This is a genomic window from Cognatiluteimonas sedimenti, from assembly GCF_022808325.1.
GTDB classification, from domain to species: Bacteria; Pseudomonadota; Gammaproteobacteria; order Xanthomonadales; family Xanthomonadaceae; genus Cognatiluteimonas; species Cognatiluteimonas sedimenti.
The window spans coordinates 211,904-225,315 of record NZ_JALGCL010000003.1 but is presented as its reverse complement, the minus strand read 5'-3'; the positions used below and the strand labels follow the sequence as shown (position 1 = coordinate 225,315).

The following is a 13,412-nucleotide window of genomic DNA, read 5'->3' as shown; positions in this document are numbered from 1 at the left end:
CGCCCTGGCCCTGCGTGCCCGTCACGGGATCCATGACCAGACCTGCACCTTCACGAAGCGGATGATCGCCTGCGAGAACGCCTTCCACACCGGCATGGTCTCTCCGCGGATCTTCGCCACGCCCGTCATCCCGGTATTCAACCTGCCATCGTGGTTGTCGATCGTGGCGATGACCTTGACCGTGCTGCCGAACGACTCGGTGGTGACGTTGCGGTCGAGCGTCGCCACGGTGCCTTCGAACTGGCGATTGAAGAAGGCCACCGGCCGCACGCGCACGGTCGCGCCGGGCTCGACGTACTGCACGTCCGATTCCGGCACCGCGATCTCGGCGGTGACCGTGCCGGTGGATTCGATCGTCGCCAGCGGCTGTCCCTTGTCGAGGTAGCTGTTGGTGCGGTCCTTGAGGTGCAGGGTCAGGATGTTGCCGTCGAACGGCATGCGGATCACTGTCCGCTCGAGCTTGTCGACGTAGACGTTGCGCTCCTGCTGCAGGCTCGCCAGCTTGGCCTGCTCGGCCGCGATCTGCTCGTCGGTGGGGCCGGTCTTGACCAGGTTCAGGTCCGCCAGCCGCTCGCCCACCTCCATCGCATCGGTGTCGCGCTGCTTGCGCGCGGCATCGAGCTCCTCGAACGACATCGCGCCGGCGGCATAGAGCTTCTCGATCCGCGGCACCTTCTCGCGGCTGAAGCGCGCGCTGGTCCTGGCGGCGCCAAGCGCCTGTTGCGCGACCTGCACTTCCTCGAGCTTGGGCCGGGCCTGCAGGTCGGCGACCACCGCCGCCTGCTGCTGGATGCGCGCGTCCAGCACCTTGATCTGACCCGAGTACTCGTCGCCGGCCAGCCGCGCGATCACGGTGCCCTTCTTGACGCTTTCGCCGCCGTCGAAATAAACCGTCTCGACCAGGCCGGGCGTGTCGGTCGACAACACCTGCCTGCGCACCGGATAGATGGAGAACGAACCACTGACGTCATACGGATAGGGAACGAACAGCAGCAGCAGCGGGCACACCAGCAGCGCGCGCCGCCAGTAGCCCGGCCGCGGCTTGGCGACCTCGCCCTCCGACAGGTCCTCGGCGACCAGGGTGCGCTTGCGCCAACGGTCGAACTGCTGCATGCGCTCGTAGGTGTCGCCGAACTTCTTCAGGCCGACGTAGTTGCGCCACAGGAGGTAGCCGACGAAACCGCCGGCAATCAGCAACGCCGAGCCACCCAGGTCGAGGTGGCCGTTGAGCCATTCCAGCAGGCCGATGCCCAGGAACAGGATCAGGCCGACGAGGTAGGTGATCGTCGCCAGCGAGTACAGCGCCAGCGCGTTGCTGTCCGCGGACTGGTAGACGCCGCCGCGCAGCTTGTTCATCAGCGCCTTGTACGACTTGCCGCGCAGGTGCCGTTCGTTGAGGTAGGCCGAGAGCAGGAAATAGGCGCTGCCCTTTGCCAGCGGGTTGCCTGCTTCCAGCACCAGGCTGGCGCCCACCGTCAGCACGAACATCAGCCCGAGCTCGGGCAGCGTGCCCTGGTGGTCGCGGGTGTTGTACCAGAGCAGCACCCCGAAGCTGAAGAGGAACAGGCGCAGCACCAGGTTGGAGCCGTGCAGCCACATCGTCTCGCGCCGGTTGAGCTGCGCGACCCCGGTCATGTGGGTGGTGAAGCGCGGGATGAACCCGAGCAGCAGGGTCAGGCCGATGCGATCGACGGTGACGCGGAACGCATGCGCCACGAACGCCAGGTTGATCGTGGCCAGCACGTTGACCGTGAACAGCACGAACACGATGCGGCCGAACAGGCTCAGCCGCGAATGCAGCTCGCCGAGGTCGCTGGTCAGCAGGTGCCAGTTCCTGGCGACGAGGATGACCGCCACCAGCAGCACCACCGGCAACGCGTAGGCCGCGTAGCGCAGCGGCCGGACCAGCGGCGACAACAGCCGCAGCAGGGGCCGCGGGTCGAACAGGTCGAGCATCCGGGTCGCGGCGCGCGAATCCAGGCCGACCGCTTCCTCGACGCCCGGCGGCAGCCGCGCATCGACGTCGGCGGACGACGCTTCATCGTGGCTGGGCGCCTCTGGCGCGGCCGCGGGTGCACCGCCGCCCTGGCCGACCATCGCGCTGAAGGACTTGTGCACGGCCTTGCCTTCGACGACCTCGAAGGTGCGCCTGGCGTAAGGCTCCAGCAGCGGATGCTGCAGGGCCGCTTCGTCGAACAGCTTCTGGTCGGCGATCGACGCGAACAGCCCCTCGAGCTCCTGCGCGGTGATGTTGCGGTCGAAGCGGTCGCGGAACACCGCCTGCAGCTTCTCCAGCGATTCGCAGCCCGGCAGCACTTCGAGGATGAAGAACTGCCATGGATCGAAGTCGTAGGTCTTGCCGTACAGCTTGTCGCGCACGACGTAGCTGTGTTCGCTGCCCTTGCTGATGCGGAAGGCTTCCAGGCGCCGGATCAGGTAGGCGGGAAGGACGATCTTCTTGCTCGGCTCGTTCATTGGCTGGAATCCGGTCGTGTCTCTGTCGTTGCCTGCGCGCCGGCCGCCGGGGCCAGCGCTACTGCGGTTTCTGCGGTGCCGGCGGCGCGGATGCGGTCCTGTTCCACCATCCAGCCGCCGCCCATGGCCTTGTAGATCGAGACCAGCGCCAGGTAGGTGTCGCGCTGGCGACCGACCTGCTTGTCCTGCGCCTCGTACAGGTCCTGCTGCGCGTCCAGCACGTCCAGGTAGCTCGACTGGCCGCCTTCATGGCGCGCGCTCGACAGCTGCAGCGCATCGCGCAGCGCATCGACCTGCTGCTCGCCCGCGGTCGCGATCTCCCCGGCCTTGGCACGGAACACCAGCGCATCCTCGACTTCGCGCAGCGCGACCTGGATAGCCTGCTGGTACTTCACCAGCATCTGCTTCTGGACCGCCTCGGTCCGGCGGATGTCGCCCTTGATGCGGCCGCCGCTGAAGATCGTGCCCAGCAGGCCGGCGCCGATCGCGCCGGTGGTGGCCGAATGCTGCAACAGGTTGCCGAGTTCGTTGCTGCCCAGGCCGAGCAGGCCGGTCAAAGAGATCGTCGGGAAATACTGTGCCTTGGCCACGCCGATGCGGGCGTTGGCCGAGACCAGGTTCTGCTCGGCCTCCATCACGTCCGGGCGGCGCGCCAGCACGTCCGACGGGATGCCCTGCGGTACCGGTGGCAGGACCAGCCCCTCCAGCTTGCCGCGCGCGATCGCGCCGGGGTTGCGCCCCAGCAGCAAGGAGATCGCGTTTTCCAGCGCCGCGACCTGGCGCTCGAGGTCCGGGATCGCCACCGACACGTCGTACATCGCGGCCCTGGCCTTGGCGACGTCCAGGCGCGTCGCCGCACCGCCTTCGTATTTCTTCTGCACCAGCGCCAGCGCGTCGCCGCGGTTGCTGCGGGTCTGTCGCGCCAGTTCCAGTTCGTGGTCCAGCGCGAGCAACTGGATGTAGCTCGTGGCCACGCTGGTGACCACGGTGAGCATCACCGCGCGCCGGGCATCCTCGGTGGCCATCAGGTCGGCGCGCGCGGCTTCGTTGGCGCGGCGGACGCGGCCCCACAGGTCGAGCTCCCAGCTCAGGTTGGTACCCACCTCGAATGCGTCCTGGATCGGATCGATCCGCGGCGGCAGCAGCACCGGCCGCTGCTCGCTGTAGCGCTGGTGCTGCGCCGACGCCGAGTAGCCGGCCTGCGGCCGGCCATCGGCGCGGCTGATCTGCAGCTTCGCGTCGAACTCCTCGACCCGCAGCGTCGCCAGCATCAGGTCCTTGTTGGCGTCGATCGCGGACGCGACCAGGTGGTCCAGCGAGGGATCGCCGAACGCCTGCCACCAGGCCGTGTCGACGACATCGCGGGTTTGCGCCTGCGGGCTGCGCCAGGCTTGCGGCAGCGGCACGTCCGGGCGCTGGTAGTCCGGGCCGAGCGTGGTGCAGCCGGCGAGCGCCAGCACCACCGCGCACGCCAGGGCCAGGCTGCCGCGCCGCCGCAACGCGGCAGGCAGGGCGCGGGCGTTGCCGGCGCGGGTTGTCGATCCTTGGGGCATGCGGTCCTCAGTCATCTTGGTGGCCGGCGCGCGACAGCATTTCCAGGGCGTAGTCCTCGACTTCCCTGATCTTGATCAGCCGGTGGCGCAGTTCGCTGAGGACACCCTCGACCCACATCAGGTGGTATTCGACCATCCGTCGCTCGTCGATGATGTCCTCCAGCGGCACGTTGGCCGGCGGGCGGCCGTGCTCGTCGAACAGGAACTTGATGCCTTCGGCCAGCTCGCGGTTGGTGCTGATGTGGTGGACCTGCTTCTGCAGGAACGAGCGCGCCTTCTTGGCGTTGAACGTATCCACGACCGCCTGCCGCAGCGCGGCCTGGTGCGGCTTGAGCAACGACGGATCCGAGCGCCCGGTCAGGGGGTCGAGCGGCGCCGGCGACAGGCGCTCGCGCTTGGACTTGGCGCCCGCGGCGATGTTGCCGGGATGCACGTTGGCGGTCGTTTTCGCGTTTTCAGACATATCCGAACTCGTTTGCCATTTCCACCACTTGCGGATACAGGCGCCGGCCGTCCTTGCGCCACGGCAGCTCCGCGTCCAGCGGCAGGATCTTGGGCTTGTGCGGGCGGAAGGTCGGTCCGCCGAGGAAGTTGGGGTCGTTCCCGAACAACGCCGTCACCGGGCCGAAGCACGCGAACGGCGAGCGCTCCGGATGCATCATTTCCTCGATCGCCTCGTCGTCGTCGCGCAGCCCCGCCCAGCGCGCGATCGCGCCAAGGTGGGTGCGCGGATCGGCCATGATGTCTTCGCCGCGCATGCGCATCTGCTGCGCCGGCGGCACTTCGTCGAGGAAGTCGAGGATGTTCTGGTTGACGTCGTGCCATGCGATCTGTGGCTCGAGGACGGCGAAATCCTCGCCGATCTCGAACGCGTTCATCCGCATCGTGAACGCGCCTTCATTGATCGCCATCACCGACTTGCCCTGCGCGATCGGATGCCGGATCAGGTGCAGGAAGCGGGCATCGGGGAACGCCTTCAGCAACCCGCGCATGCGTGGCACGGCGACCGCGTAGGACGGGCTCTTCTCGACCGCCACCAGCGGATGGATGCGGGCGACGATCTCCTGGAACACGCGCCCGGTATCCCAGTCCTCGCGCACCGAAGCCCATGCCCGCGCCATGTTCACGGTCGCGGCGGTCTGTTCGCCGCCGTAGATCTCGGCCACCGCGCGCATCAGGCCGTGTCGCGCCATCGCCCCGCGCTCGGCGTTCTCGCCCTCCACCCCCACCCACAGCTCGACCAGCCGCTCGACGTTGAACAGGCACAGCTCCGGCAGGCCGAAGGCCTGCGGGTGCTGGCCCAGCATTGCGTTGACCAGCGAGGTGTAGGACCTGGGCGGGGCCAGGAGGAAAAGAGGGGCTGTCATTGGCGGTCGGGTACGGCACTCAAGTGCGTCTTCTCGGCGTGGACATCCGCCCGCCTCAGGCGCGGCGGCGTTCGTCGGCGTGCAATGCGCGCACGCTGGTGGCGGGGGCCGGATTGGCGCCCGGCGCGGCTTCCACCAGGATGTCGAGCATCCCGTCGAGCGTCGCCTGGGTGTTGAGCTTGCTGCGGCTGGCAGTGAGCGCTTCGCGCATCTGCTCGGGCAACGCCTGCAGCATCGCACCGACCACTTCGATGCGCTTGATCGAATCGATGCCCAGGTCCGCTTCCAGGCCTTGATCCAGGCCGACCATGTCGCGCGGGTATCCGGTCTTCTCCTCGATGATCCCGAGCAGCAGGTCGGCCAGCGTTTCGCGGCCGAGCTCTGCGCCCGCCACAGCCGCTGCGGCGGCAGGCAGCGGCTTGTCGACGCCATTGACGTGCGGCACCGCCACCTCGATCAACGGCGCTGGCGCGGCGGCCGGCATGGCAGCGACCGCGACTTCGATCGGAGCCGCAGGTGCCGGTGCCGCGACCGGCGCGGGTGCCAGGGTCCGCAGCGGCGGCTGCGCCGGCATGGTCGTGGCGGTCGGCGCGGCGATGCGCGCCGGACGCGCCGCGGCCACATGCGCGGCCGCGGCCTCGCCCATGTACGCGGCCATCACCTGTCCCTGGGTTTCCAGGAACTGGCGCATCGTGTCGAAGTAATTCGCCATGACGGCGGCATCGGCCGTCATTGCTGGTTTGCGCTCGTACATGTGGCGTTCCTCTATTGCGCGGCCTTGCCTGTTGCTGGAAAGCCCAGCGGCGGCTGGGCGGGTCATGGATTGCGGCGCAACCGCACGCGGGGCGGCGACCGCGACTGGTTGCTGCGGCGCCGGCTCCGGCCTGGCCGCGCTGGACGCAGCGGCGGGGACCGGTGCCGGCACCGCGGCAGGCTGGCTCGCCTGTTCCAGGGTCACGCCAATCTGCGGCATCGGCTCGCTTGCGCGCCGCGCCTTGCTGCCGTTGAGCAGCCATGCGGTCCTGGGCAGGGTGGTGTCGGGCTTGAGCGATTGCAGTTGCGATGCGTCGCCGACGCGGCAGTCGCGACCGGCGAACAGGCGCCGCGGATCCAGCGCGATGCCGGCGGCGAGCAATTGCCCAAAGGCGGTCAACAGTCCCGGCAGGCCGGTGCCGTTGTCCAGCGCGATCGCCACGTGTGGCTTGCCGGCGAGGATCTTCGCGGCCAGGCCGCTCAGCACCGATTTCGGCCCGACTTCCAGGAACACCCGCGCGCCGTCGGCGTGCATCGCCTCGATCTCGGCGACGAATTCGACCGGCTGCACCAGGTGCTCGGCCATGGCGCGCCGGGTGGCGGCGACATCGGACGAATGCGGCCTTGCGCTCGCGTTCGAGTACACCGGCATCGCGGTCTCGCGCCAGGGCGTGGCCTCGATCCTGGCCGCCAGCGCGTTGCGCGCCGGCTTCACCAGGCTGGAATGGAATGCCGCCGCGACCGGCAGCATCGTCGCCTCGATCCCGGCCTTGGCCAGCGCCTGCAGCGCCGCTTCCATGCCCGCGTGGGAGCCGGACACGACGGTCTGCGCCGGCGCGTTGTGGTTGGCGACGACCACGCCGTCGATCCCGGCGATCGCCTGTTCGACTTGTTCGCGGCTGCCGCGGACCGCGGCCATGGTGCCGAGCTCGCTGCCCTGGGCGCGCGCGGCGTCGACGATATAGCGACCGCGCGCGGCGGACAGCGCCATCAGCGCGTCGAAGTCGATCGCGCCGGCGGCGTGCAGCGCCACGAACTCGCCGTAGCTGTGGCCGGCGGCCATGTCGCCGTCGACGCCGAACTCGCGCAGCAGTCGCAGCATCGCCACTTCGACCGCGCCGAGCGCGGGCTGGGCCACGTCGGTGCTGGTCAGCGCCTGGCGCGCTTGCGCCTTGCGTTCGTCGTCGTAGGCGCCGCGCGGCAGGATGAAGCGGCTGAGCGTGGCGTCGTCGCCGAAGCGCTGCGCGAATTCGCCTGCGAGCACGCGGTCGGCGTCGGACAGCGCCTGCGCGCAGACCGGGAAATGCAGCGCGAGTTCGCGCAGCATCCCGGTGTACTGCGACCCCTGGCCGGGGAACAGCAGCGCCAGCTTGCCGGGCGCCTGCCCGGCGGGTGCATGGCGCACCGTCGGCGGCAGCGCCTGGGACTCGCCGCGCAGGTACTTCGCCGCGCTGTCCAGTTGCGCACCGAGGTCGCGGAGGTCCTTCGCGACGATGGCCAGGGTTTCGCGGCCCGGCTGCCAGCGCTCGGCCAGGCTCGCGCCGAGATCACGCAGGGCGACGTCTTGGGCATCGGCAAGCTGCGCCTGCAGCGTGGTGACGCGCGCCAGCAGCGACTCGCGGTCCGGCGCGCTCCACAGCAGCAGCTCCGCCGGCCATTGCCGGCTGGCGCCGGCCGGACGCAGCCACTGCCGGTACTCGCCGGCGTATTCCTGCAGCGCGATGTGGAAGTTGGTGCCGCCGAAACCGAACGCGCTGACCGCGGCGCGGCGCGGCGCGCCATCGGGCGCGGCCAGCCACGGTTGCGGCTCGTCGAGCAGGTACAGCGGGCTGTCGTCCCGGCGCAGTATCGCGTTCGGGTTGGCCGTGTTGCCGTGCGGCGGCAGCACGCGGTGGTGCAGGGCCATGGTGGCCTTGAGCAGCCCGCTGACGCCCGCCGCGGCCTTGGTGTGGCCGATCAGGGTCTTGACCGAGCCGATCGCGGCCTGGCGCGGCTTGCCGCCGGCCTCGGCGATCAGGCAAGTCGTGCTTTCCAGCTCCGCGGTATCGCCGGCGACGGTACCGGTGCCATGCGCCTCGAACAGCTGCACGTCCGCCGGGCCGAAACCGGCCTGCGCGTAGGCGCGCCGCATCGCCCGCAACTGCCCGGCGGGCAGCGGCGCGGTCAGGCCCTTGGCGTAGCCGTCGCTGCTGCCGCCGACCCCCTTGATCACCGCGTAGATGCGGTCGCCATCGCGCTCGGCATCGGCCAGGCGCTTCATCGCGATCATCGCGATGCCTTCGGAAATCACGATGCCGTCGCCATCGGCGGAGAAGGTCGAGCAGCGGCCGCGGGGGGACAGCGCCTGGGTCTTGCTGAAGCACAGGTAGCCGAATGGCCCCTGCACGGTATCCACGCCGCCGGCGAGCACGAAATCGCTGCGCCCGGCGACCAGTTCGCTCACGCCCTGGTACACCGCCGCCAGCGACGAGGCGCAGGCCGCGTCGGTGGTGAAGTTCACGCCGCCGAAATTGAGTCGGCTGGCGATGCGCCCGGGCACCACGTTCAACAGCAAGCCGGCGAAGGTGTCTTCGGTCCACTCGGGCAGGCGCTTGGCGACTTCTTCCGGCAACGTGCCGTTGAAGCGCGGCCATTCCGAACGGATGCCGTACTGCGTGCCGACGTCGCCGGCGCCGCCGCTGGCCCCGATGATCACCGAGGCGCGCTCGCGGTCGAACGCCTTCTCGTGGTAGCCGGCATCGACCAGCGTGCGCTGCGCGACTTCCAGCGACATCAGCTGCATCGGGTCGACCGACTCCAGCGACTTCGGCGGCATGCCGTACTTCGTCGGGTCGAACACGAGGTCGTCGAGGAAGCCGCCCCACTTCGAGTAGATCTTGTCGCGGGCGTTGCGGTCGGCGTCGAAGTACAGGCGCCAGTCCCATCGATGCGAGGGAATCTCGGTGATCGCATCGACCTTGGACAGGATGTTTTCCCAGTACTGGCGGCTGTCGGCGGCCTTGGGCAACACGCTGGCGATGCCCACGATGGCGATGTCCGCCGGGTTGCCGGCCACGTCCTGCGCAGCCGCGGCCTCGTCCGCGCGCTGCCGCAAGCGTTCCGACAACAGCGCGGCGGCATCGTCGGTGACCTCGCGATGCAAGGCCTCGATGTCGGTCACGTCCGCGCGCAGCGTCGCGACCTGGCCGAGCATGTACATGCCTTCGCTGCGCTGTTCGTCGACCGACAGCTGCTGCAGCGCCCCTTCGGCGTCGCGCACGCGCCCCTTGGAGGCGATGCGCAGGCGGCCGAGGATCAGCTGGTCCAGCACCTGGCGCGCCTCGTCGCCCGGCACCTTCCGTTCGCGCAGCTCCATGCGCTTTTTCATGTATTCGCCTGCGAACGGCGTGTACGCGCAGCGGCTGGCATGGCCGGGGCCGGACTCGAGATTGACCGTGCGCTCGCAGTCGAGCACTTCGCGCTGGAACTGCGGGACGATGGAACCGCTGGCGACGATCTCGCGGGTGAACAGGTAGGCGCTGCCCATCAGCACGCCGACCTTGACCCCGCGCGCGGCCAGCGGCGCCGCCAGCACCTGCACCATCGCCGAGGAGACCGCGTCGTGCACGCCGCCGGCGAACAGCACCTGGACCTCGCCGGCATCGATCTTGCCGGGAGCCAGTTCCGCCAGCAGCTGGTCGACCATCGAGCTCCACAGCACGAAGCTGCTGAGCGGGCCGATGTGGCCCCCGCATTCGCGGCCCTCGAAGATGAAGCGGCGGGCGCCTTCGCGCAGGAACATCGGCACCAGCTTGGCCGCCGGCACGTGCAGGAACGTCGGCACGCCGGCCTGCTCCAGGTGCACGGCCTGGTCGGGACGGCCACCGGCGATGATCGCGTAGTCGGGCTTGTACCGGATCGCGATGGCGAGTTGCTCGTCCAGCAAGGACTGCGGCGCGAAGCCGAGCAGGCCGATGCCCCAGGGGCGGTCGCCGAGCAGTTGCTTCGTCCGCGCCAGCAGCTTGTCGAGCGGCTCGCCCTTGAGCAGCGCGAACGCGACCATCGGCAGGGCGCCGCCCTGGGCGACGGACTTCGCGAACTCGGCGGTATCCGACACCCGCGTCATCGGCCCCTGCACCAGCGGATAACGCAGCCCGAGGGCCTTGGCCAGCGGCGCGTCCTCGGCCACGGGAGCATGTTCGACCGCCATGCGCAGGTGGCTGTCGATCGCCGCCGAAATGGCCTTGAGGATCGCGCCCAGGTGCCGGTATTGCGTCCGCCACGGCGCGGCGAAGGCGACGTCCTGGCCGATCGGCAGCAACGCCTGTTGCGGCAGGCTCCAGTCGGCCCGCCCGGCCGCCAGCTCGCGCAGGGCCGCAAACCCCAGGCCCTCGCCCGCGGCCACGAATCCACGGGCTGCGTCGTACCCCGGGCGCAGCAGCAGGCGGAAGTATTCGCCCTGTTCGCCGTCGCCGACCGCAACCGTCTCGCTGCCGGAGAGATTGCCCAGCACCGCCTGCAGCGACGCCGGCACGCGCGCTTCGTCGAGCATCAGCAGCTGCGAATCGAGCACCCCGCCGGCGACGCCGACCGCACTGCAGGCCGCCGCCGCGTGCGGAGTCAGCCCGCCGCGGATGTAGAGCGGCAATGGCGTGCGGCCACGCCATTTTTGCAGCAGGATGAAGCTGGCGTCCTCGCCGACGAAACCGCCGGCCTCGTTGCCCTTGAGCAGCAGGCCATCGACCAGCGCTTCCAGCGGCGTGCCCGGCCAGTGCGGCGTCACCACTTCCGCCAGCACCCTGACCCCCGCCTGGCGCAATTCCTGCAGCAAGGCCTGCTCGCCGGGCACCATCCCGGCATCGACGACCAGCCAGCGCAGCCCGCGCCGGACATGGTCGCGCAACGCCGCCGCCATCTCCGCATCGATGCGGTCGAGCCTGGCACCGTAGTCGCTGCCGACGGCTGCGGCCAGCGCGTCCAGCGCGCGCCGGACCGGCTCGCTGTCGACCTGCAGTTCGCCGTTGACGATGCCCACGCCCCCGGCGCGGCAGGCGGCGATGGCGAGGTCCGCGTGGCAAAGGCCCGCGGGCGTGAAGACGAGGCTGGTGAATTCAGGCATTGCTGCAGCGACTCCTGTCGCGGTTGCCGTGGCGGGGGCGCCCACGTGCGGTTGAACGTCGGCCGGCGGCCAGTCCGGCAACTGTCACGCCTGCACGCGACGCATTCATGGCAGCGGCACGTTGAAAAGCAGCAGCCGCTGGACGTCGCTGTCGACGTACTGCTGCAGCAGCAGCATCGGTCCGTTCGTGGTAGCCGTCGTCTCGATTCGCGGATACTGGTAGCTGACCTCGGGGGAAGGCGGGTCCGGATGCACGAGGGCGTGCGACACCTCGAAACTGCCACCGCCATCCACACTGCGGAACACGAGCACGTCGCTGTTGTAGTTGGCCGCCACGACGACACTGCCATCGATTACCGTCGTCTGGATGTAGCCGGCATTGATGTCGTTGCTGAGCCACTTGACGCTCCAGACGCGGCTGGGCGCATCGAAGCGGAAGTATCCGACGCGCCCGCCATCGGAGATCGCCATATGGATGTTGCGGGCCGCATCGGCGGCAACGCTGAAGTGGCTTGCGTACGGATCGTTGTCCGATGCGGTGCTGGAGAACAGTTGCTGCCGCTTCCAGGCAGTGCTGGGCTTCCAGGAGTTCTCCCGCGAAGCCCAGTAGATCTTCTCGTGCACGGTGTAGACCATGCCGATTCCGGTGGCCGTCGCCACCGGGCGCGCGCTGCGCTCGATGGACGCGTTGTCGACCGCGCCGAATACGAAGCCGGTATCCGCCCAGACGCGCGGAACAGTCGTACTGCGCAGCATCTTGATGTAATTGTTGCCGGTGGCGGTGTCGGTGGCGACGAAGGCGATCCAGATCGTGCCCAGGGCGTCCACAGCCATGGCTGGATTGATGGCCACGGCGCGATCGCCGCCGAAGTACGCCAACTCCGAGGAGAGCTGTGACCATGTCCCCGAGCCGGGCACGTACTGGAGACGCGTGAACCGTATCGCGCCTGCGGGCGTGGCATGCGTCAGGTAGAGGATGTCGCCGGCCAGATAACCATCTGAAGTCGAGTACCGGTCACTGTATGACAGGCGTGGTCCGGCAACCCAGGTCAACCCATGGTCGAAGGTGGAATACAGCTGCAAGCTGTCGCCGGCCGTGAGTTCGCCGCGATTGACGATCACGTGGGTCGCCCCGTCGGACGTTTCCCACATGTGTTCCTGGTGGCGCAACGAAATCATCCGCTCCGTGTTGCTTTGCATCGTCGTGGGCGTGCCATCGAGCATGGTCACCGCGGCAAACGCGCTACCCGCGCAGCCACAAGCGATACAGGCGACCAGCGCCATTCGCTGGACGGCATGGGTCCATTTGCCCGGTTTCCGTTTCATGAGCCCCTCCGCCAATCGCAAACCCACAACATGTGCGACCGCCACCCGGCCGGCCACTGTCGCCGCAACCGCCTTGCCCTTCACCTGCGGGACCCCGAGGCGCACCGCGTGCACGGCCAAGGGCGCCCCGCAACGGAAATTCCCGGCGAAAGCCCCATCACGGTTCACGGTCGCACTGGAGACCGGGCCCGGCGACGCGTTCCACACCACCCCCCGGGCACGCTGTCCAGGACCACGAAGGCAACGAGTTTTCTTTCCATGGTGGAACCCCCGTCCAGCGCCGGGCGCGCTTGCGTCCCGGCTTGATGTCAATGTCCTTAGCGAGAAACGTGCCGGGCGGTTCGTCCACCCGGGCTGGAAGTCCCCACCCAGGGAAATAGACGCGTTTTCGAGGCGCTACCGGCCATTGCGCCCAGCAGCGTCACTTCCTGCCCCAAGGCAGCCCAATGGTGCGCCGGGCGCTGAGCGGTCGCCGTTCGGCGGCAAGGACTACTGGTCGCATCGTTTCGTGACGCCGTATCCGCCACGTCCCGGACGGCGAAGGGGCGGGCATGCAAAACGGGCCCGGATCGCCCGGGCCCTTTCCGCTGGTACCGCAGTCGGTGGCGAGCCTCAGCCGCAGGCGCCGGTGGTGCAGACCTGCCCGGTTGCACTGCCGCGGTCCTCGCCCCGACGCCGGCCATGGCCCAGGGCCGGAAACGCCTGCTGCGAGGCGGCCCGGTTGCCATACCCGATGGCGTATTCGGTGCCGGCGATCTTGCCGTCGGCGCCTTCGAGCGATTCGAACGGAAGCCGATAGCCGTGCAGCGACAGCAGGCCCTTGAAGATCTCGTTCATGGT

The 13,412-nt window shown here is 69.1% G+C and carries 7 protein-coding genes; all 7 read right to left on the bottom strand.

Annotated features, from left to right (window positions below):
• Nucleotides 1-21: 21 nt before the first annotated feature.
• Complete coding sequence (locus MQC88_RS10225) at nucleotides 22-2,475, bottom strand: HlyD family secretion protein (protein WP_243321669.1); 2,454 nt, start codon at nucleotides 2,473-2,475, stop codon at nucleotides 22-24.
• Nucleotides 2,472-4,028, bottom strand: coding sequence for an efflux transporter outer membrane subunit (locus tag MQC88_RS10220; protein ID WP_243321667.1), 1,557 nt, complete (start codon nucleotides 4,026-4,028; stop codon nucleotides 2,472-2,474). Before MQC88_RS10220 ends, MQC88_RS10225 begins: the two co-directional genes overlap by 4 nt.
• A 7-nt stretch (nucleotides 4,029-4,035) precedes the next feature.
• Nucleotides 4,036-4,491 carry a hypothetical protein gene (locus MQC88_RS10215; RefSeq protein ID WP_243321665.1) on the bottom strand — a complete coding sequence of 152 codons (456 nt, stop codon included), beginning with the start codon at nucleotides 4,489-4,491 and terminating at the stop codon, nucleotides 4,036-4,038.
• Complete coding sequence (locus MQC88_RS10210; protein WP_243321663.1) at nucleotides 4,484-5,395, bottom strand: sulfotransferase family protein; 912 nt, start codon at nucleotides 5,393-5,395, stop codon at nucleotides 4,484-4,486. The genes MQC88_RS10215 and MQC88_RS10210 overlap by 8 nt, the downstream gene beginning before the upstream one ends.
• Nucleotides 5,396-5,450: 55 nt before the next feature.
• Nucleotides 5,451-11,246 carry a type I polyketide synthase gene (locus MQC88_RS10205; protein WP_243321662.1) on the bottom strand — a complete coding sequence of 1,932 codons (5,796 nt, stop codon included), beginning with the start codon at nucleotides 11,244-11,246 and terminating at the stop codon, nucleotides 5,451-5,453.
• Nucleotides 11,247-11,351: 105 nt separating this feature from the next.
• Complete coding sequence (locus tag MQC88_RS10200; protein WP_243321659.1) at nucleotides 11,352-12,692, bottom strand: hypothetical protein; 1,341 nt, start codon at nucleotides 12,690-12,692, stop codon at nucleotides 11,352-11,354.
• 492 nt (nucleotides 12,693-13,184) lie between these two features.
• Nucleotides 13,185-13,409, bottom strand: coding sequence for a hypothetical protein (locus MQC88_RS10195; protein ID WP_243321658.1), 225 nt, complete (start codon nucleotides 13,407-13,409; stop codon nucleotides 13,185-13,187).
• Nucleotides 13,410-13,412 lie beyond the last annotated feature (3 nt).